At 37.8% G+C, this 20,667-nt stretch carries 22 protein-coding genes; 15 read left to right on the top strand and 7 right to left on the bottom strand.

The window, feature by feature from the left end; all coding sequences use genetic code 11:
• Positions 1 to 46: 46 nt before the first annotated feature.
• The 3 genes from rsiV to AC07YC_RS09415 all read right to left on the bottom strand — a co-directional run bounded on the left by rsiV (position 47) and on the right by AC07YC_RS09415 (position 2,375).
• Positions 47 to 940 (bottom strand): anti-sigma-V factor RsiV, encoded by an 894-nt coding sequence (gene rsiV / locus AC07YC_RS09425; RefSeq protein WP_336635071.1) that lies wholly within the window; start codon positions 938 to 940, stop codon positions 47 to 49.
• Entirely contained in the window at positions 933 to 1,451 is a 519-nt protein-coding gene (gene sigV / locus AC07YC_RS09420; RefSeq protein ID WP_025116216.1) for an RNA polymerase sigma factor SigV, read from the bottom strand. Before sigV ends, rsiV begins: the two co-directional genes overlap by 8 nt.
• Before the next feature lie 114 nt (positions 1,452 to 1,565).
• On the bottom strand, positions 1,566 to 2,375 hold the full coding sequence (locus AC07YC_RS09415; protein ID WP_494919158.1) for a TSUP family transporter: 810 nt from the start codon (positions 2,373 to 2,375) through the stop codon (positions 1,566 to 1,568).
• Between the two features lie 202 nt (positions 2,376 to 2,577).
• Here AC07YC_RS09415 and AC07YC_RS09410 point away from each other — a divergent pair, with 202 nt between their 5' ends.
• Together AC07YC_RS09410 and AC07YC_RS09405 are read left to right on the top strand one after the other, a co-directional pair.
• Positions 2,578 to 3,003, top strand: coding sequence for a hypothetical protein (locus tag AC07YC_RS09410; protein ID WP_494919157.1), 426 nt, complete (start codon positions 2,578 to 2,580; stop codon positions 3,001 to 3,003).
• A 76-nt stretch (positions 3,004 to 3,079) separates the two neighbouring features.
• Positions 3,080 to 4,072 (top strand): LLM class flavin-dependent oxidoreductase, encoded by a 993-nt coding sequence (locus AC07YC_RS09405; protein ID WP_494919156.1) that lies wholly within the window; start codon positions 3,080 to 3,082, stop codon positions 4,070 to 4,072.
• Between the two features lie 398 nt (positions 4,073 to 4,470).
• On the opposite strand, the gene yfkAB is transcribed toward AC07YC_RS09405, so the two are convergent.
• The gene (gene yfkAB, locus AC07YC_RS09400) at positions 4,471 to 5,583 is read right to left on the bottom strand and encodes a radical SAM/CxCxxxxC motif protein YfkAB (protein WP_336635069.1); all 1,113 of its coding nucleotides are present in this window, start codon (positions 5,581 to 5,583) and stop codon (positions 4,471 to 4,473) included.
• A gap of 275 nt (positions 5,584 to 5,858) precedes the next feature.
• On the opposite strand from yfkAB, the gene AC07YC_RS09395 reads away from it, so the two are divergent.
• Both AC07YC_RS09395 and AC07YC_RS09390 read left to right on the top strand, forming a co-directional pair.
• Positions 5,859 to 6,560 (top strand): YjjG family noncanonical pyrimidine nucleotidase, encoded by a 702-nt coding sequence (locus tag AC07YC_RS09395; RefSeq protein ID WP_494919155.1) that lies wholly within the window; start codon positions 5,859 to 5,861, stop codon positions 6,558 to 6,560.
• Between the two features lie 144 nt (positions 6,561 to 6,704).
• Entirely contained in the window at positions 6,705 to 7,340 is a 636-nt protein-coding gene (locus AC07YC_RS09390) for a 50S ribosomal protein L25/general stress protein Ctc (protein WP_336635067.1), read from the top strand.
• Between the two features lie 88 nt (positions 7,341 to 7,428).
• Here AC07YC_RS09390 and AC07YC_RS09385 read toward each other — a convergent pair whose 3' ends face one another.
• Positions 7,429 to 8,055 carry a YczE/YyaS/YitT family protein gene (locus AC07YC_RS09385; RefSeq protein ID WP_025116225.1) on the bottom strand — a complete coding sequence of 209 codons (627 nt, stop codon included), beginning with the start codon at positions 8,053 to 8,055 and terminating at the stop codon, positions 7,429 to 7,431.
• Positions 8,056 to 8,219: 164 nt separating this feature from the next.
• On the opposite strand from AC07YC_RS09385, the gene AC07YC_RS09380 reads away from it, so the two are divergent.
• The 7 genes from AC07YC_RS09380 (at position 8,220) to AC07YC_RS09350 (ending at position 15,799) form a co-directional block, all read left to right on the top strand.
• Positions 8,220 to 8,642, top strand: coding sequence for a pyridoxamine 5'-phosphate oxidase family protein (locus AC07YC_RS09380; RefSeq protein WP_036126690.1), 423 nt, complete (start codon positions 8,220 to 8,222; stop codon positions 8,640 to 8,642).
• A 95-nt stretch (positions 8,643 to 8,737) separates the two neighbouring features.
• Positions 8,738 to 10,483: an adenine deaminase gene (ade, locus tag AC07YC_RS09375; RefSeq protein WP_494919154.1), complete on the top strand. Its 1,746-nt coding sequence runs from the start codon at positions 8,738 to 8,740 to the stop codon at positions 10,481 to 10,483.
• Positions 10,484 to 10,686: 203 nt separating this feature from the next.
• Positions 10,687 to 11,304 carry a DUF2306 domain-containing protein gene (locus AC07YC_RS09370; protein WP_494919153.1) on the top strand — a complete coding sequence of 206 codons (618 nt, stop codon included), beginning with the start codon at positions 10,687 to 10,689 and terminating at the stop codon, positions 11,302 to 11,304.
• A gap of 49 nt (positions 11,305 to 11,353) precedes the next feature.
• Positions 11,354 to 12,751, top strand: a complete 1,398-nt coding sequence (locus AC07YC_RS09365) for a right-handed parallel beta-helix repeat-containing protein (protein ID WP_494919152.1) — start codon at positions 11,354 to 11,356, stop codon at positions 12,749 to 12,751.
• A 107-nt stretch (positions 12,752 to 12,858) separates the two neighbouring features.
• Complete coding sequence (locus AC07YC_RS09360; RefSeq protein ID WP_494919151.1) at positions 12,859 to 13,962, top strand: alpha/beta hydrolase; 1,104 nt, start codon at positions 12,859 to 12,861, stop codon at positions 13,960 to 13,962.
• Between the two features lie 221 nt (positions 13,963 to 14,183).
• A complete protein-coding gene (locus AC07YC_RS09355) occupies positions 14,184 to 14,723 on the top strand; it encodes a flavodoxin family protein (protein ID WP_494919150.1) in 540 nt (179 codons plus the stop codon).
• 176 nt (positions 14,724 to 14,899) lie between these two features.
• A complete protein-coding gene (locus tag AC07YC_RS09350) occupies positions 14,900 to 15,799 on the top strand; it encodes a LysR family transcriptional regulator (protein WP_494919289.1) in 900 nt (299 codons plus the stop codon).
• Between the two features lie 22 nt (positions 15,800 to 15,821).
• Here the strand turns inward: AC07YC_RS09350 and AC07YC_RS09345 are convergent, their stop codons facing one another.
• Both AC07YC_RS09345 and AC07YC_RS09340 read right to left on the bottom strand, forming a co-directional pair.
• The gene (locus AC07YC_RS09345) at positions 15,822 to 16,850 is read right to left on the bottom strand and encodes an S-layer homology domain-containing protein (protein ID WP_494919148.1); all 1,029 of its coding nucleotides are present in this window, start codon (positions 16,848 to 16,850) and stop codon (positions 15,822 to 15,824) included.
• A gap of 126 nt (positions 16,851 to 16,976) precedes the next feature.
• Positions 16,977 to 17,714: an SDR family NAD(P)-dependent oxidoreductase gene (locus AC07YC_RS09340; protein WP_036126683.1), complete on the bottom strand. Its 738-nt coding sequence runs from the start codon at positions 17,712 to 17,714 to the stop codon at positions 16,977 to 16,979.
• 136 nt (positions 17,715 to 17,850) lie between these two features.
• Here AC07YC_RS09340 and AC07YC_RS09335 point away from each other — a divergent pair, with 136 nt between their 5' ends.
• The 4 genes from AC07YC_RS09335 to AC07YC_RS09320 all read left to right on the top strand — a co-directional run bounded on the left by AC07YC_RS09335 (position 17,851) and on the right by AC07YC_RS09320 (position 20,655).
• Positions 17,851 to 18,483, top strand: a complete 633-nt coding sequence (locus tag AC07YC_RS09335; protein ID WP_336635058.1) for a TetR family transcriptional regulator — start codon at positions 17,851 to 17,853, stop codon at positions 18,481 to 18,483.
• A 198-nt stretch (positions 18,484 to 18,681) separates the two neighbouring features.
• The gene (locus tag AC07YC_RS09330; RefSeq protein ID WP_008180975.1) at positions 18,682 to 18,837 is read left to right on the top strand and encodes a hypothetical protein; all 156 of its coding nucleotides are present in this window, start codon (positions 18,682 to 18,684) and stop codon (positions 18,835 to 18,837) included.
• 165 nt (positions 18,838 to 19,002) lie between these two features.
• Complete coding sequence (locus AC07YC_RS09325; protein WP_336635057.1) at positions 19,003 to 19,917, top strand: metal ABC transporter solute-binding protein, Zn/Mn family; 915 nt, start codon at positions 19,003 to 19,005, stop codon at positions 19,915 to 19,917.
• Positions 19,918 to 19,926: 9 nt separating this feature from the next.
• Positions 19,927 to 20,655: a metal ABC transporter ATP-binding protein gene (locus AC07YC_RS09320; protein WP_025116239.1), complete on the top strand. Its 729-nt coding sequence runs from the start codon at positions 19,927 to 19,929 to the stop codon at positions 20,653 to 20,655.
• Positions 20,656 to 20,667: the final 12 nt, after the last annotated feature.

Below are 20,667 nucleotides of genomic sequence, written 5' to 3'. Positions count from 1 at the left end.
GGTATTTGATGATGTTATCATCAAATACCTCGTTAAGTCCTAGTTATTAATGGATGTATGTTGTGCTCACAAGATCATTCTTTAAGACGTCTGTTGGGATTTCAAATTCCACAACGCCCATAAAGCCTGGTGCCACTTCATATTTATCAAAGGAAATCACAAGCTTCCCTTTATCTGAAATATAGAATTGCTGATCAGGTTGAATGGCTGTAAATTCCTCCATCAAATCTTCATCGGCCATGCCAGCACCCTTCACCCAATAAACTTTATCCTGATTGGATTCGGTGATTTGCGTACGCATTTGTTCCTTAATATTTTCACTAATAGCTTCAATATAATTTTTATCTTTAAAAAGCATAGGTAAAGTAATTAAAATTTCGTTTTCTTTGTCGATCGTATCGTATTCCATCACAGTAGAAGAAGAGCCGACAGTATTTACCACATAACGACCAATCGATAAAATTTGGTCATTATCAGTTTTAATTTCAAAGCCACTATCAACGCCTAAATGACCACCACTCCCACTGGCTTTTAAATCACCGACTTCAGTGATAAATTCATCGTAAAGAGCTTTCCCTTCTGCACGATACTTTTCATTTAATGTATTGGCAAGATCTTGATTGTCTAAATTTTCTATAGCAGGTACTTTAATATTGGCATCAAAATTATCTTCTGCCACCTCATATTCTGTCCAAGTTAATACTTTAATAACACTTCCTACAACAGGGATGTCTGAAAGTGTTCGAGCCATTGCTGGACTTACATTTAAACTAGCAGTAAATAGCATAGCTGCCGCTGCCGAGCCAAGCAACCATTGAGGAGTACGGTTCTTTTTCTTTTTTCGTCCTTGCTTTAATGCTCGTTCTACCACCAAATCTAATTCCTTAGGAATAGAAACATCTGTATATTGTTTTTCTAAATTTTTTAATTTTTTATCCATGTGCAGTTTCTCCCTTCACATCTTCCAATTGTATTTTCAATAGTTTTAGTGCTTTATAAAGACGCGATTTGGCTGTACTTAACTTAATATCGAGGATGTTCGCAACGTCTGCGAGCTTTAAATCCTCGAAATAATGGAGAATCACAACCTCTCGATACATTTGCGGTAGCTCATCTAACGCATGCTCTAAATCGACGTTTTCATAGACATCCTCTTGAGCGGGGGTTAAATATTGCAAAGTATCATCATCAGTTACTTGTAAGCGTTTATGCTTTCGTAAAAAATCAATGGCTGTACGAACGACTATTTTATAAAACCAGCTTTTCATATAATCAACATTTTCAAGTCGATCTAATGACAGCATGGCTTTTTGAACACTGTCCTGTACAACATCTAGTGCGTCCTGTTCATTTTTTGTATAGCTATACGCGAGCAAATAAAAACGCTCTTTTTGTTCACGAATGAATTGGACAAACACCTCTTCATGTTGAAATGCATTTCTTGTTTTCATGTCCAAAGAAGCTCCTTTTTTAACATTGTTAAATTGTATACATGTACTAGACGTACGAAATGAGGGAAAAAGTTGAAAGCCATAAAAAAAACTTACCCCAATATGAGATAAGTTTTAGCCTTCTATACTGTTGGCATACGTCAGCATAACAGATGATAATGAGAAATAGTCATATGTATTTTTTAAGAGTAATAGAATGGTCACAACAATAAATAACTTACGTACATACCCGCTGCCACGTTTAATCGCAAATTTGGAGCCCACAATGGCCCCAGCAATTTGCGCAAGTCCCATTGGTAAACCATAGGCATAATTGATTTGCCCTAAGTATATAAACATAAGAAGGGCTGCAACATTACTACCGAAATTTAAAAATTTTGCATTACCTGCAGATTGTAAAAAATCAAAACCGACCATGAGAAAGGCAAATAATAAGAATGAACCTGTACCAGGACCTAAAAAACCATCATAAAAACCAATGACAGTAATTACTACTACAAAAAAGAAATAACGTTTTGGTGTTAACTTTTTATAGGTAGTGATGCTTCCCCAATCTTTTTTAAAGATCGTATAGATTGCTACGGCAGCCAGCATCATCAGCATGAGCGGTTTTAGGATACTAGGATCCATTAAGTGGACAATCCATGCTCCAAGCATAGATCCGAAAAAGACAAATGGAAATAGCTTATAGACCGCTTTAATATCAAGCTTGCCAGAGCGATAAAATGTCAAAGTACTCGTAAGTGATCCCATTGTACCTGCTAATTTATTGGTTGCTACAGCACTAGAAGGTGGGAGACCTACAAACATAAGGGCTGGTAAAGAAATAAGTCCACCGCCGCCAACAACTGAATCAATGAATGCGGCTAAAAAACCAAAAACGATTAGAATGACTAAAATATTTAAATCTAAATCAAATGGCACAACTGGTCATCTCTTTTCTATCATAATAATCTGATAGTAGCGAACTGAGGTTGGACTGTAAATACTCTTTCTATAATTTTGCGGAGCTTGAAAATAGAGTATTCGTATAATTTCTACAATAATCAAATATTTTCTACTTAGAGTTAGAAATTTGATGTATTATGTAAATGATAGTGTTTTTACGTAAAGGGGACGTGATGACATGAGTTTAGGAAATCATATACGTGTATTTCTCTGTGTCGTGTTTATGGGGATGCTTGTTGGATATGTCTTTAATGCAAAAAAAGATATAACAGATCATGAGTATATTGATATCGTCAAAGAAGGTTATTTGGAGAATTTTTCAGATGTCACGGTTCGTAATGCATTTAACTACGCATTCTTTGAACCATATTGGCGATATTATCAAGCGAAAACAGGGGAGCAAGTTGTAGAATTATCAGGGGATATTACGTTTCAAGATGAAAAAGGACATGCTATTTTACAATTCGTTGTTGACGAACAAACAAAGCAATTTTCCCTTCGTGCGATGAAATTTAATGAAAATGTTTTAAATGCGGAACAAAAACAGAAACTCGTTGGCATGGTCTATCAAACGTGGGAAATGAAACAACTAGCTTATGAGTAAGGTTTTTTGCTTTGTAAATAAGCAGAACTATATTACAGTTAAAAGGGGGAGCTTACAGACAGAGAGGATGTTTTGAATGAAGTTAAGTATATTAGATCAAATGCCTATACCAAAAGGTCATTCGGCAGAGGAAGCCTTCCAACGTACAGAACAACTAGCTTTATTAGGGGAAGAACTCGGTTATCATCGTATGTGGCTAGCTGAACATCATAATAGTCAGTCGCTGGCAAGTTCAGCTCCCGAAGTAACCGCTGCATTTCTAGCTGCCAAAACACAGCGACTTCGTATTGGGACAGGTGGCGTCATGATGATGCATTATTCACCTTATAAGATTGCTGAGGTTTTTAAAACATTGGCAGGATTAGCGCCTCATCGAATTGATTTCGGAGTGGGGAGAGCGCCAGGTGGTGATCATGCCTCCATTTATGCGCTTGCAGAAGGAAGAAGACAACGCTTCACCGAGCAATATGATAAGCTTGAAATTATTTTAAAGCTAATGAATAACCAAAAAACGGGTGAACATGTCTATGATCAAGTTGTTGCGGCACCCGTTCATATTTCATTACCAGAGGCGTGGCTACTAGGCTCAAGTGGTCAAAGTGCGATGCAGGCCGGGCAGCTAGGTGTAGGTTATTCCTATGCCCAATTTTTCACAGGCAATATGTCAAAGGATATTTTTGATGCCTATAAAGCCTATTTTACGCCTTCTTATTATATGGAAAAGCCACAAATTATTGTGACCTATGCGGCGACGGTGGCACCCACTTTAGAGGAAGCGGAATACTTGGCAAAACCAATCGATATTTCTCGTCTTCAGCTGATGAAGGGGCAAATTATTCAAACTATATCACCTGAAGAAGCAAAGGATTATCCATTAACAGAAATGGATAAAATGACAATCGCCAATAATCGCAAAGCAAATCTTGTCGGTACACCAAAGGATATTGCCGCATTTTTAGTGAAAGAACAAGAACAATATGGCTTTGATGAAGTCATGCTGAACTGTAATCAATATGAATTAGCAAGTCGTTTAAATACGTATAAATTCCTAGCGAAGGAATTATTATAGAACAAAATCACCTCGTTGTTACGCTTCGAGGTGATTTTTTATGGGGTTAGGCTTGTCTGCTTTTTACCACATAAAATAGAAAAACCCGGAAATAAAATTTCCGGGTTCGATTACCACTTACATTAAATACTCCATGACACACTGCCTCGCTTCCGCATAGAATCTTAAGATATTCCTAAGAACTGTACTTTACTCAGCTTTGATGGTCCTTTTGAGTTATCGATCAATCGCACTCATCGGGTTAACCCTCCTAGTCATAGGATTTGAAGTGAAATCTTTAATAGTATAGACCACGACATATTTTTTATACATAGTTGAAAAAATTTTTAAAAACAATAAAAAGAAACTCCTTTTTGATACAGATTCTTCAAGAGGGAGTTTCTTTAGTGATGAGTCGCTTAAACGCGGCCAGAGCCACTAACAAACGCTTGATCTTGATAATACATATTTTTTACTAAAACGTTAGGACCAAGGCATTTAACAGCTGGACAATGACAATTGAGTGATTTAGCTAAATCGGTTGCCATCCATTTATCAAATACAGCTGGAAGCTCGTCATGTACAATATTACCTAGAGCTGGTGTATCACCGAAATCAGTAACGATGACATCACCCGTAAAAATATTGATATTCAAACGTGAACGGCCATCTGGATCATTACGCATTGTGACGTTTTTCGCTGTACGAAGACGTTGAAGTAATCGTCGATCTTCTTCATTCGTACTGCAAGGGTAGAATGGCAGTGTTCCGAATAACATCCATGTATTGTTATCACGAATATCTAGTAGATGATGGATTGCTTCACGTGTTTCCTCTAGTGAGAGGGATGTGAGGGCACTAGCAAAATCTGATGGGTACATTGGATGCACCTCATGACGTGCACATTTCATTTCATGGATAATTTGGTGATGAATATGATCTAAGTATGGTAAAGTTTTTTTGTTTAGCATGGTTTCTGCTGAAACCATGACACCGTGTTCTGCAAGCATCTTTGAGTTATCAATCATGCGTTGGAACAGAGCTGCACGTTGGTCATAGGTAGGCTTGCGCTCCATCATGGCAAAGCCCGTTTCCACAAACTCATCAATCGTACCCCAGTTATGTGAAATATGCAATACATCTAAATAAGGGGCAATTAATAAGTATCGTGCTGGCTCCAATGTTAAATTAGAGTTAATTTGTGTGCGTACACCTCGTTCATGAGCATATTTCAAAAGTGGCAACACATAATTTTGGACCGACTTTTTACTCATCATCGGTTCTCCACCTGTAATACTAAGTGTTTTTAAATGAGGTATTTCGTCTAAGCGACGTAAAATTAAATCTATTGGCAATGCCTCAGGGTCTTTATTTTGTAATGTATAGCCGACTGCACAGTGTGCACAACGCATATTACAAAGGTTAGTTGTTGTAAATTCAATATTAGATAGAGTCATTTGTCCATGTTGTTCAACATCTAAATACGCTTCCCATGGATCAAAGACAGGCGTTATTTTTTGTAAGGTCGTCATCTTTCGTACATCTTCCTTTCTAGCATCCTATTGTCTCATATTCAACGATAATTTCAAATATGAAATTACTGAAAGGGCTATTTTAGGATGAGATGAACATTTTTTTACCTAAGATAGGAAAATGCTCGCAAATCCATTAACTCCGAAATCCATGAGGATAAAGCGTCTACAAGTCCTACTATTCTGAAAAAGGTGGTTTTACTGTTATTTTTCTAAAAAAACGTTATCATGGATAGAGAAAATAGCACAATGCATCATAGAAAGTAGGTACGGACATGACGAAATATGAAATATTATTATTTGACGTGGATGATACGTTACTAGATTTTGATTTGGCTGAAAATGCTGCACTTGACCGCATGTTTAAAGAAGAAAACATAGTAGTTACTTCCGAGATGATTGCACGTTACAAAGAAATTAATGAGTCGATGTGGCGGGCGTTTGAGCGTGGAGAAGTAACGAAAAATACATTACATAATACCCGTTTTTCGATTGCTTTCAAGGAATTTGGCATAGAAATTGATGGGACCTATTTTGAATCACTTTTCCAAAAATATTTGCGTGAGGCCCACCATTATGTTGAGGGTGCTTATGAGGTAATCGCTCAGCTAGCCAATCATTATCATTTATATGTAGTATCGAACGGGGTAACCATTACACAAAATAAACGCCTTGTGGATGCGAATTTAGCGCAATATTTTAAAGGCATTTTTATTTCGGAGCAAACGGGCTATCAAAAGCCTATGCCAGACTTTTTCGATTATGTGTTTGAACGAATTGATCATTTTGATAAAGAAAAAGCGTTAATTATTGGTGATTCTTTGACATCCGATATAAAGGGTGGTTTACAGTCTGGTATCGATACTTGTTGGTTTAATATCCGCAATGTTGAAAATACAAGTGGCATTGAACCGCATTATGAAATTAAAAAATTGCAGGATTTACATGACTTACTGAATCAAAAAGTAGCACTATAAGTAAGCATCAGGCACCTTCTTTGTTCTTTAGACAGAGAGGTGCTTTTTTTTGCTCATTTTTTGAACAGGTCATGCAGGTATAAAAAACCGAGGAAAGGGCAAAACCATTTATGAGACTAGTTTCCATGAAAGGGGAAATATACGATGAATACGGTTTTAACAGCCAATAAACGCCAAAAAGGACGTCAATCCTCCTTAACACAGCTTCGACAAAACGGTGCCATCCCAGGTGTTGTCTATGGCTTTCAAATGGAATCAACAGCCATTACATTAGACGCAAGAGTATTTGCGAAATTGCTTGCAGCGCATGGTACAAAAAGTGTTTTTCAATTAGATGTTGATGGAAAGCGTATTAATGCTGTTTTATCAGAAGTTCAGCGCTGTGCTTTAAAGGGGAATATTAAACATGTTGATTTTAAATCAATCAATATGTCAGAAGAGCTGGAAGTAGAAATTCCAGTAACTGTAATGGGTGATGCCATCGGAGTAGCAGATGGAGGCTTCCTCCTACAGCCTAATCGTGAGGTTCGTATTAAAGTAAAGCCAACAGAAATTCCCGAAGCAATTGAAATCGATGTCACGAATGTAGCAATTGGGACGTCCCTATACGTGGGAGATATACGTCAACAATTTTCATTTGAAATTTTACAAGAAGATGACTACACACTCGTGACGATTACACCACCATCTGCTGAAAATGTTCAAGAAGATGACACTGTGGACGACACGCCTGAAGTGATTGAAGCGACAGGTCAAAATACGTCTGAGCCAGAAGCATAGCGTGAAACAAGGAGCCATTTCCCAACATGGCTCCTTGTTATTTATTTCCCTAAAAAAAGACAATGCATTCTTTGCATTGTCATAAAGCTTAAATGACGGCGCTTTTCACGCCTGTCCATCTCATAAATAATTTTTCGTTATAAGTTAAGGCAAATTGTACAATTGGTCCAAGTCCAAAGGCCATTATCACTGTACCAATGCCGATAGGACCGCCGAGTAAGAAGCCGAGTACAGCGACCGTAACTTCCATGGTTGTACGGGAACGTGTGACGCTCCAGCCAAGTTTATGAACCATCATTAGCATTAAGGTATCACGAGGACCAATCCCTAAATTAGCCACCATATACATACCACAGCCCCAGCCTAGTAATACTAAGCCTGTTAGGTAAGAAACAAGTTGCATCCAAAAGCCGTCGATATCAGGTAGCCAATAATTAAAAATATCAATGAAGATGCCAGCTAAAAACATATCGATAAAAGTTCCTGGCAATGGGAATTTTTTTGTTATTAGCATATCGAACGCTAAAATAGCCAGTCCTAAAATGATGGACCAAGAACCGATTGTTAGCCCGAGTGTGTTAGTTAAGCCAATATGTAAAACATCCCAAGAGCCTACGCCAAAAAGCTGCCCTTTAATGGTTAATGTGATGCCAAAAGATAGCACGATAATGCCTGTTATGAAAAATAAACAGCGCGTAAAAAAAGCTTGTTTCATTTTTTAACCCTCATTCATCCGTAAATTCCTGTTGTCCATCCCATTATTATAACAAGAGATTTTCAAATTGCCCGAAGTTTGTCATTTCACATTTTTCAAAAAAAACAGTTTAGCTTTAGGTGGAGAAGGGCAAAATATAGGTATAGAAGAAAGGATGAGATGAAATGACTTCTGTACGCGAAGAAATTTTAGAAGTTTTGAACCGTGAAAAAATTGGAACGATGGCTACTGTAGAAAACGGGAAACCTTATTCGCGCTATATGACGTTCCAGCATGAGGATTTTGTGTTATATACTGTGACAAATAAGCATTCTGAAAAAATGGAGGAGCTCCGTAAAAATCCATATACCCATATTTTATATGGCTATGAAAATGGAGGCTTTGGTGATTCCTATGTGGAGATAGAGGGCAAGCTCACAGAAGTACACGAAGAAGGAATTAAAAATAAAATTGCAGAAATTTTCACGAGTATTTTTATTGGCAATCAGGATGAAATGGTGACCTTAAAAATTGAACCTATTCGTATGCGTTTGATGAATAAAAAAGGACAACCACCAAAAGAGCTAGAATTTTCGAGCGACCATTAAACAATGGTCGTTTTTTACTGACTTGACGATTAATAGTTGCAATGATAGACAACTTTCAGGCATGATAGTTCTTAAAAGAAAAAGGAGTATAGGCTATGACAACAAAATTACAACAATTAACGCAAAATATTTTATCATCTCAAGGTAAATTAGAGGCAGATTTTATTCTTAAAAATGCACAAGTTGCCGATGTCTTTACATTAACGTGGAAGAAAGCGGACATTGTTGTGAAGAATGGCATGATTGTGGCTCTGGATACTAACAACAGATTTCATGCAAAAGTGGTAGAGGATGCAGTGGGGAGCTACGTCATCCCTGGATTAATAGATGGCCATATACATATTGAATCATCGATGCTAACGCCGGGGGAATTCAGTCGTGTCTTAATTCCTCATGGTATTACAACCGTGATGACAGATCCACATGAGATCGCAAACGTAGCAGGAGCAGAAGGAATCCAATTTATGCTGGATGATGCACAAAAGGCGGATATGGATATTTTTGTGATGCTTCCTTCAAGTGTGCCAGGGACACAGTTTGAAAACGCTGGCGCAACATTAACAGCCCAAGATTTGGAGCCATTTCTGCACCATGAACAAGTTCGTGGCTTAGCGGAGGTTATGGATTTCCCGGCTGTGTTAAATGGAGAAGAGGGAATGCTTCAAAAAATTTTATTATCAAAGGAAGCCAATCTAGTAATTGATGGGCATTGTGCGGGCTTACAAAGTGAGCAAATTACAGGCTATCGGGCTGCAGGTATTCAGACGGATCATGAATGTGTGACAGCAGAAGAAGCCATTGACCGTGTAGAGCAGGGGATGTATGTCCTGATTCGAGAGGGATCAGCAGCGAAGAATTTACGTGATTTATTACCGGCTGTTCAGCCACACACTGCCCGCCGCTTTGGTTTTTGTACGGATGATAAATATGTGGATGAGCTGATTGATGAAGGTAGCATCAATTACGATGTTGCGATGGCAATAGAAGAAGGGATGACACCTTTGCAGGCAATCCAGCTAGCAACCGTGAACACAGCAGAATGCTATCGTTTATTTGATCGAGGGGTATTGGCACCGGGCTATAAGGCTGATTTTGTGCGTATAGATGATTTATCGACGATGCAGGCAAAAGCAGTTTGGAAGAATGGTCATAAAGTTGCTGAAAATGGGGAAATGCTGACAAATCGTCAGGAGACAATAGTTCCTGCCCATATTCATCACTCTGTTAATTTACCAAGCATCACAAAGGATAGACTACAATTATCATTCACCAAGGGGACGAAGGCGAATGTGATGGAAATTGTGCCTAATCAGCTAATTACCAATCATTTAGTCATAGATGTACCTGTGAAAGACGGCGTATTTGTCCCATCGGTAGAGGAGGATTTATTGAAATTAGCGGTTATCGAACGCCATCATCAATTGCATACGACAGGCTTAGGCATTGTGAAAGGATTTGGGTTACAAAAAGGCGCAGTAGCTACTACAGTAGCCCATGATTCACATAATGCTCTTGTTGTAGGCACAAATGATGAGGATATGGTTCTGGCACTTTCCCGCATTCAGGAAATCCAAGGTGGCTTCGTTATTGTAGCAGACGGTGAAATTCTCGCGGAGATGCCTTTAACAATTGGAGGCTTAATGACAGATGTACCAGCACAGCAGGCGAAGGAACAGCTAGCTGGCTTACACGGTGCTTTACAGAAGCTCAACCCAACTTTAGATTTTCATTTTCTACTGACATTCTCTTTTGTGGCATTACCAGTAATTCCTGCTTTAAAATTAACAGATACAGGGTTATTTGATGTAACAACCTTTCAGCATATAGCAGTGGAAGCATAGAAAAAACGACCTAGTTGCGAAAAGCGATTAGGTCATTTTTTCGCTTAAAATTGTCTAGTAACAAAGGTTAATGATTAGTATCGGAAGAAGAGTCCTTAATGATAGACTGTTTATAGATACTTTGAGATAGACAGATGTACGATGTTGATCGGACACTAGTGTATCGATCGAAGGGCACTTTACAAACAGAGAGGAAGCAGGACATGAGAAGTAGAAAAGGCTTAGTCATTAGTTTATCGGTGATAGCTGTGATGTGGATTTTACATACAACATCTAAAAATTTTATGGTCGATCCGACATTTTCGACATTTCTTTCGAACAAGGAAATAGAACTTCCGAATGCAAAATTATGGATTGTCATGATCCAACTGCATATTGCTTTAGCCATTATTGCTTTAATTACTGGGCCATTAGGTCTTTCGAGAGCGATGAGAAAGAAAAACCCTCATCTACACCGCTGGAATGGTCGAATCTACGTAATGGTGATTGTATTTAATATACTTCCAGGCTATTATGTAGCGCTCTACGCAAATGGGGGTATATGGAGTACGATTGGTTTCTTCATTTTAAATACACTTTGGTTGCTTACGACGATAAACGGTTATCGCTTTATAAGAAAAGGACAAGTTCATCGTCATCGGAGCTGGATGCTAAGAAGCTTTTTCTTAACGTTTGCCAATCTAACTATTTACATACTTGTGACGATATTGCATTATGTAGCGGGTCTTCCATATGGATTTTCATATTCGTTAGCAACATGGTTAGCTTTTATAATTAATTTAGTATTAGCAGAGATTGTGATTAGAAAATCGACCATTTAACGTCGTTTCGACAAAGGATTTTAGAAATTATCGTGAAAAGGGAGAATATATGAAAAAATGGATTTTATTTTTTTTGATGATAGCTGCTGTGATGATCGTTTTAACAACGAATGATACAGAAACAAAACAGGATAGGACAATATTTGTAGACAGCAATGGAAGTGATGCCAATAATGGTACAAAATTAAGCCCATACCGAACACTAAAAAAGGCGGCATTAGAAGCGGAAGCAGGGACAACCGTATTGATACGGAAAGGCATTTATCAGGAAAAGCTTGCTGTTATACATAGTGGTACAAAATTAAACCCCGTTATTTTCAGGGCGTATGAAAATGAAGAAGTTATTCTTAGTGGAGAGTCGATGAAGAATACTGACGATAATGCAACTCTTGTAACGATAAAGAATAAAAATTACATTACCATTAGTGGATTCACGATCCAGGATTTAACGACGGAACAACTAGATGAAACAGTGATGGGAATCTATGTAACAGGCTCCAGTAGCCATATTACCGTAGCAAATAATCATGTGAAAAGGATAAAAACCTTTGCCGAGGATGGAAATGGCCATGGAATCGCTGTCTATGGAACAGGTTCAATGAGAGATATAAATATTATAGGTAATACAGTGGAGGATTTAATAATAGGTGCAAGTGAATCGGTGGTCCTGAATGGGAACATTGATGGATTTACAATAGAAAATAATGTAGTCCGTCGAAGCAATAATATCGGAATTGATCTGATTGGGTTTGAAGGAATTTCAAATGATAAAAAATTGGACTATGTACGAAACGGTGTTGTAAAAAATAATCAAGTTTATGAAATTTCCTCCTATGGTAATCCAGCATATGGCGAGAATTATTCTGCTGGGGGAATATATGTCGATGGTGGAAAGAATATAACGATAGAGAACAATACGCTTTATAAGAATGATATCGGAATTGAAGTAACATCTGAACATGCAAATAAGTATGCGGATAATATAAAAGTACTAAATAATACAGTATATAATAATTTTTTCACAGGAATATCGATTGGTGGGTATGATGAAGAAAGAGGAGGGACGAAAAATTCAACTATCTCTCACAATATTATTTACCGTAATGATACGATGGAATTAAATGGAGGTCAGCTTTTATTACAGCATGATACTCACAATAATATTATCGAAAAAAATATACTAACAGCTGGATCTTCTCGAATATTTATAGCCAACTATTTTACTAGTAATAAAAATAATAAATTGGCGAGGAATGTGTTTCATCAAGAAAAAGGGCAGGATGGTATTTGGATATGGAAGGATACCGAGTATGATTCGTTTAAAAAGTTTAAAATCGCTTCCAATAGTGATGCGACAACTAGTTATCTAGATCCTCAATATAAAAACATGGACAAATTTGATTTTAGACTTGAAAAAGATTCACCTGCGGCACATATAGTGAAGTAAAAAATACGAAGGCTAAGGCCAATAAGATGCTTGAGTTGTCAAGGAAATCATCTTTAGGTAATTCGTAGATGCTCGTCTAACTTTTTCTCTACTGACGGAGGTTAATGATGATGAAAATAATGAAGAAAACAGCCAAGTTTGTGGGAATATTGCTAGCTATATTGGTTTTGATTATAGGATTTGGTTATGTTTTTCTTGAGATCAATCCATTTGGCAATAAACCAGGTAAGCCAGTTGCCGATATTGAACGAAAGGTCGAAATTTGGGGAGAAGAAGTTGCAGGTAATCATTCTGGAAGCAAGCTAGACGATATGAATATTAAAGGCAATCCTAATAGACTGCTCGCTACATTTAAATTTATCGGCCATATTGTAGGAGAAGACTATCAAAATAATGAGGCTGCCATTGATACGTTTACATATGTCCATGAAATTGAGGGAGGCTATGAAAAGTCTACCTATGAGGATGAGCCCTATTTGATTCCATATACGGTGTCAAACAGTGATAGTGCGGTCATTGTGATTCCAGGTGGTGGCTATGGCTTTAAGGAAATGGATGGCGGCACTACTGAAGGAAAGGATATCGCTGAATCATTAACTAAGGCAGGTATCAACGCGTTCGTTCTACATTATCGTTCTAATCCCTATGAATGGCCCATTCCCCAATTAGATGTGCAGCGTGCTGTCCGTTATTTACGTTACCATGCAAATGATTATGGAATACAACCTAATAAAATTGGATTGATAGGCTTTAGTGCCGGAGGTTTTCAAACAGGAAGTTTTATTAATCTCATTCAGGGAGAAAAACGGCTTCCAAAAAATTATCAGCTGGATGCTATCGATGCAGTTGATGACCAAGTAGCAACTGCAGCTATGATTTACCCGGCATTAACGTACCGCTATAATGTCCCAATGCTCTTTGCATCTTTTGATGATCAAGTGGTTAGAGATCCAGAAGAACGAGAAGAGCTTTTGCATAAGACTGATCTATCCAAGCATTTCAGAACGGCTCATATCCCTCAATTTATTGCTTATGGAACGAAGGATTCAGCTGTAGGGGTAAAAGGACCACAGGAATATATTCAGTCCGCACGTAATGCAGATGGTGATGTCACTGTAATTGTAGCGGAAGGTCAGAATCATGGCTTTAAGCAGCAATACTATATGCGTGAGTATCTTGAATGGGTAAAGAACATTTTTGATTCATTATAATGTGGTGGTCTGTTCATTTGGAAGGTAGTTCTTATCCCATTAAAAAAATCCTTTTTCTGAAAGTTTTCATGATGTAATTCCCATGCTAGTCACTGCTCTATAATCGGATTTTTCGATTCATTTTATCGAAATAATCATCTTTATCGATTTGTGAAATCATAATAAGATATAACTATTCGGGAACAATACTAGAAAACTTTAAGGAAGAAGGGATCACCAACATGTCAATAGCCGTTATTTATGGTGGAAATCGTCCGAATGGCAATGCAGAAACGTTAACAAAATTAGTCACTCAAGATTTAAAAGTTGAAGAAATTTATCTTAAGGATTATTCAATTCTACCTATAATAGATAAACGCCATACAGAGGAGGGTTTTTCTACAGTCAATGATGATTATAATTCCATCATTGAACGTATACTTCCGCATGATATTCTACTATTTTCTACACCTATTTATTGGTATAGCATGACAGGGCAGATGAAAAACTTTATTGATCGATGGTCACAAACTATAAGAGATTCAAATTACCCTAATTTCAAGGACAATATGTCTTCTAAAAAAGCATATGTCATTGCAGTTGGTGGTGATATGCCCTATATAAAAGGGCTACCAATGATCCAGCAGTTTCAACACATCTTTGACTTTATGGGGACATCATTTGAAGGATATATTTTAGGGGAAGGAAATAAACCAGGAGATATAGTTCAAGATTTAAAAGCGATGTCAGCAGCCGAATGTCTTCGAAAAAAACTTCAATAGCATGAGATGAAAAAGGGATTTGGACGATAACGTTTCCAAATCCTTTTCTGTTTATAACCTCCTTTGGTTGAAAAGTTGTTCACTTTTGCTGAGCTAGTGTAAACTGGATTTACTATCGATAAAAGGGAATGATTCATAAAAATATATCGAAAAAGTTGATTAAGAGGGGTGCGGAAATGGATATAAAGCAGCTTCAAACATTTTTAACAGCAGCAGACACATTAAGCTTTACACAAACGGCACAGCGCCTAGACTACGCTCAATCAAGTATTACTGCGCAAATTAAAACATTGGAACAAGAGTTAGGGGTTATACTTTTTGAGAGGCTTGGGAAGCGGATTATTTTAACAGAGGAAGGCAAGCGTTTCCAACAGTATGCTGAAAAAATGCTAGAGCTAGACCGTGAAATTAAAAAGGCGATGTCCAATGAACAAGAACAAGTCGTGTTAAAAGTAGGGGCACAGGAAAGTCAATGTGTTTATCGACTGCCAAGCATTTTGCAGCAATTTCAACAGGCGCATCCCCATGTGAAAATTATATTTAAGCCTGTGCATACGACTGACATTGCCAAGGAGTTATTGCAATCAGGTAAGTTAGATGTGGCATTTATTACAGATACATATCAGGAAACAGCGATGCTACATCGAGAACGTTTACTCGAAGAACAGCTTATTTTTGTGAGTGCCTCGAAAGCTAGAAGGGAGCCTCTCGTCGCTTCCCATCTTTCAACAGAAACCATGCTACTAACGGAAACTGGGTGCTCCTATCGCAATCATTTAGAAGCACAGCTACAGCAGGAAAATATTTTGCCTCTACAAATGATAGAGTTTGCGAGCATAGAAGCGATTAAGCAATGTGTGATAGCTGGTTTAGGTATTACATTTTTACCGAGAATGGTCGTAGAAAAGGAATTAGCAAATGGACAATTAGAGGAAATTCACTCGACAATCAACCTAGCACCAATTTTTACAGACATTGCTTGGCATAAAGATAAACATATGCAGCCTGGCCTTCTAGATTTTATTGCCATAGCCAAGGAGCAATATAAAATTTTGGGTGCTCAAAAAAGAGCCTGAACGAATCAGACTCTCTTGTGTACTATTGTTGTTTTAAAGTACCAGAATAATTGGTGCCTTCACTACGTTCTGCACGACAATCCACTTCTGTAACTTTCAGCGCATTATTCGTTAATCGCTCTAGCTCAACAACACAACGATTGCCGTTTGAGGACTTATTCATTAATGCCTTATTCGAGCTTGTTATCGTGGCAGTTCCGTTGACTTTCCCTGTAGCTGTTCCATCATTCGCAGTTAAAGCTATGGAAAAGCTATTGCTTGTGGCGTTTGAAATGATAGCATCTCGACGGTTAAAGTCATTTGTTCCTTTACCCCATTTATAATAATACGTATAAACGCCTTCCCAAGCACTCTTGTTAGGTGTAGTTTGTTGCATGGATTTATCGAGCTGATTTTGGGCATTTTTAGCACGAGTGTTTAACGATAATTTGTTGGCATTGTCATGTATGGCTTGTGCATCCCCTGAAATTTCATAAAAATTTCGTTCATCCATGCGATACAGCATTGTCACAACCTGTGCTCGTGTCATATTGTTGCTCACACCATAAAACTTTTGTAAATTACGGTCTTCATACTGTGGATTTTGTCCAGAAGAAATATAGTAATCAAGTAAAAATTGAATAGATGAATCTAATCCTTTTTTGCCACTAGCTAAATGAGTAATAGCCTGTGCCACGACACCACGCTTCACGGTAGCAGCTCGTAGCCGATTATCGAAATAGCCGTTTAAAGGGACACCATAGCTAGCAAGCTGGTTATAAAATTCATCCGACCAGATGGTAGAAGGGGTCTGTTTTTTTAATTCATCGATCGGAGATTCAAGCTCATAAAAAATAGCTAAAAGTTTAGCTAATTGCTGTTCGGTAATAGTAGCATTCGGTTTAAATGTACCATCTGCAAAACCATTCACAATATCATATTCTTCTGCCCATAAGATAGCTTCATAGGCATAATGATCCTCTGACACATCTTTAAAGCCAGCAGCTTGTACATTGCTTGCGCTGCCTACGATAAGAATGGAAAATAATAATATAGCTATTAATTTTTTCATTTGTCATCTTCATCCTTTCCTGCTCGATATGTTAATAGTTTGCAGGAAATGGATAAAAACTGCAAATTTTTCTCAATAAAAAAATAATCGCTACCCTCTAAAGGGGAAGCGATTATTTAGTGTTATTTATTGGGCAGTATAGCCACCATCCACCGTTAATGTGTTGCCTGTCATAAATGTTGAATCATCGCAGGCCATGAATAAAACGGCTTTTGCCATTTCCTCTGGTTGACCTAAACGTTGCATAGGTGTTACTTGACGTAATGGCTCTTTGCTTTCTTCAGGAATAATTGGTGTATCAATAAAACCAGGGCAAAGGGCATTGACACGGATACCGCGTGTAGCAAACTCTAGTGCTAGTGAACGTGTTAAGTTGATAACGCCACCTTTCGCTGCATTGTAGGCTGCAGACCCTGGTGAACCAACCCATCCATACATGGAGGCAGTATTGACAATTGTCCCGCCTTGCGCTTTTAGCATTTCCTTAATGGCAGCCTGTGCCATTAAAAATACACCATCTAAATCCACATTCACTGTTTGACGCCATTCTGCATAAGGTAACTCCTCAGTTGGCGTTACTCGTCCAATTCCTGCATTATTAAATAGAACATCGACTTTGCCAAATGTCTCTAGTGTTGTTTGATAAATAGCGGCCACTTCATTTTCATCTGTTACATTCGCTTTCATAAAGAGAGCCTCTGCTCCGCCTGCCTGCAGTTGGGCTGCAAATGCTTGGCCTTTTTCTTCATTAAGATCCACCAGTACTACTTTAGCACCTTCTGCTACAAATAATTCAGCAGTTGCTGCTCCAATTCCTGAAGCACCACCTGTAATAATTGCAACTTTATCTTGTAATTTCCCCATATATGACACTCCCATAAAAGTAAATTTTCTTGCACACTGTGTCAATCACGGTGTACTTTTATTGTAAAACTCTAAAAAACAGAAACAATCATTAATGTGATGGCAATTGTCTAACTAGTAGACATATCTATGTAAAATGTCTAAAAGGGAGGAAGAAATAGTGACAAAATGGACACAAAGACAGGAAAGAACCCGTCGTCATTTTTATAGCACTTTAGTTGAATTAATTAAAAAACAGGGATTTCAGGCAATTACAGTAAAGGATATTGTAGAACAAGCAGGCTATAATCGTAGTACTTTTTATGTGCATTTTCAGGATAAATTTGAGCTAGCAGAAAATTTGCTAGAGCAGATGTTGAATGGGCTAGAACAAGCAGTGGGGGAACCCTATCTATTTGGGGAAAAAGTGTACACAACGAAGCTCAAAGCACCTTCATTTAATATTATTCATTACATGTATCAGAATCGTACATTTTTTGAGCTATTAAATTTTGAAGATACGATTCCTGGATTGCATACGCGCATGCCTTTGACGATTACGAAAATTTATCAAGAGCAATTTAACTTTGAGACCATAAACAATCAACCGGTGAATATGGATATGTTCAAACATTATACCTCTTATGGCTTCTACGGTTTAATGATGCAATGGATTGCAAGCGGCTATGAAAAATCAGAAGAAGCTTTAATAACAGACGTCATTGAATTGACTCGGACACATATTTATGCATTTGAATATATAGGGAAACCGCTAGGAATCAACGATTGACCCATATTTAATATCACTATTTTATTAAAAATCTCTAATCATAGCATTAGAGATTTTTTTGTTTGGGCGAAAGTAAATTTTCCTCTAGAAAAAAATTTTTTTAAAGAAATTTTCATAAAGTAGTTGAATTATTTTTGTTTTAAGCATATATTTTTCCTAAGGGAAACAAAATATCTCTAAAGAAAGAAGAGTGCGTGAATGAAAGAGTTAGGTGAATTCAAGCTGACGATTCTTCCAATGGTTGTTTTATTACTTCTTACGATTCTTTGGAAACTTACAGAGTCTGTAGGAGCAGGCATAATATTAATCCTTTTCTGGATGAGCTGGCGCCAGTTTATTCGGAAAATTATATAAATAAAGTGGCTGTATGAGAAAGAGCGATGCATGTAATGATGTAGGTCTGACAAGGCGGGCGTAGCCAAAAGATTTAATAAGGCATGTCCGCCACCCCCTTTATAGGTGCATCATGACTGCTTTTTTTCAAGCAATGGCTAATAAAATGAAAGTAGAGGTAAGTCAATGAAACAATGGTTAGGTGTATTCGTACTATCACTCTCCCTTCTGTTATTCGGTTGTTCAACTGAAGCAGATGGAGAAAAAAAAGGAATTGTTGTCGCCACAACAGGACAAATTGCAGATGCTATAAAAGAAATTAGTGGCGATCATTTACAAGTATCAGCATTAATGGGACCAGGGGTTGACCCCCATTTATACAAGGCTACCCAAAGCGATTTATCGAAATTGGATAAGGCCGAAGTTATTTTTTACAATGGTTTACATTTAGAAGGACAGATGCTCGACATTTTTGAACAAATGGCAAAAGATAAAACCGTGTTAGCTGTTGGGGAAACATTAGATACTAAGCAATTACTTGCTAGTGATAGTGATGCCATGCTACATGATCCTCATATATGGTTCGATATTGAGCTTTGGAAGGGAGTTGTCCAAGCAATCAGTTTGCAACTCCAAGAAGAATACCCAGAATTCAAAGAGGATTTTCAACAGAATGAAATGTCTTACTTAAAAAAGCTAGATGATTTACAAGGCTATGCAAAAAAACGTGTCGAAGAAATTCCAGAGACACAAAGGATTTTAGTAACTGCCCATGATGCTTTTAATTATTTCGGTCGAAGTCAAGGCTTTGAAGTGCGTGGCTTACAAGGCTTAAGTACAGATTCAGAGTATGGAGTCAAAGACGTTCAGGAAATGGTTGATTTCTTAGTCGCTCATAAAATCAAGGCTATTTTTATCGAGTCAAGTGTATCTGATAAAGCGATGAAGGCGGTTATAGAAGGGGCTAAAGAAAAGGGACATGACATTGTGATCGGTGGAGAACTATTTTCGGATGCAATGGGTGCGGAAGGCACAACAGAAGGTACGTATATAGGGATGTATCAATATAACATCGACACAATTGTCGATGCATTAAAGTAGGTGGATAAAATGGATGCATTAACAGTGGAAAATCTTTCAGTCGCTTATGATAAGAAAACAGTATTGGAAAATGCCTGTGTGACGGTTCCTAAAGGTCATCTAGCTGCGATTATCGGGCCAAATGGTGCAGGAAAATCAACGTTTTTAAAGGCAATATTAAATCAACTTCCAAATAAAGTTGGAAAAGTAGAAATTTTAGGGAAAATATTTGAGCCGAAAAGTTTAGTAGTTGGGTATGTACCACAGCGAAATGCCGTTGATTGGGATTTCCCGACAAATGCTCTCGATGTTGTGTTAATGGGGAGATATGGCCATACAGGTTTATTTAAAAGACCGACGAAACAGGATAAACTAGTCGCTCGGCAAGCATTAGCAAGTGTAGGGATGCTGGACTTTGCAGAGCGTTCTATAGGTCAGCTTTCGGGTGGACAGCAGCAGCGTGTATTCCTAGCAAGAGCTTTAGCACAAAATGCAGATATATATTTCTTAGATGAACCATTTGCTGGGGTCGATGCTGCAACAGAAAAAACGATCATTGATATTTTAAAAGAATTAAAGGCTCAGGGAAAAAGTATTTTTGTCGTGCATCACGACCTTCAAACGGTCAAAGAATATTTTGATTATACAATTCTATTAAACAAAACGATATTAGCATCAGGTGCAACAGAAGATGTTTTTACACCAGAACAATTGCAAAAAACATATGGTGGTAAACTATTCATGATGCAGCATGCGTAGGGAGGGTTCATG

It is taken from the genome of Lysinibacillus sp. GW247-5R2A (assembly GCF_059424475.1).
The sequence above is the reverse complement of the archived record's forward strand: the minus strand, read 5'-3'. Positions and strand labels throughout refer to the sequence as shown.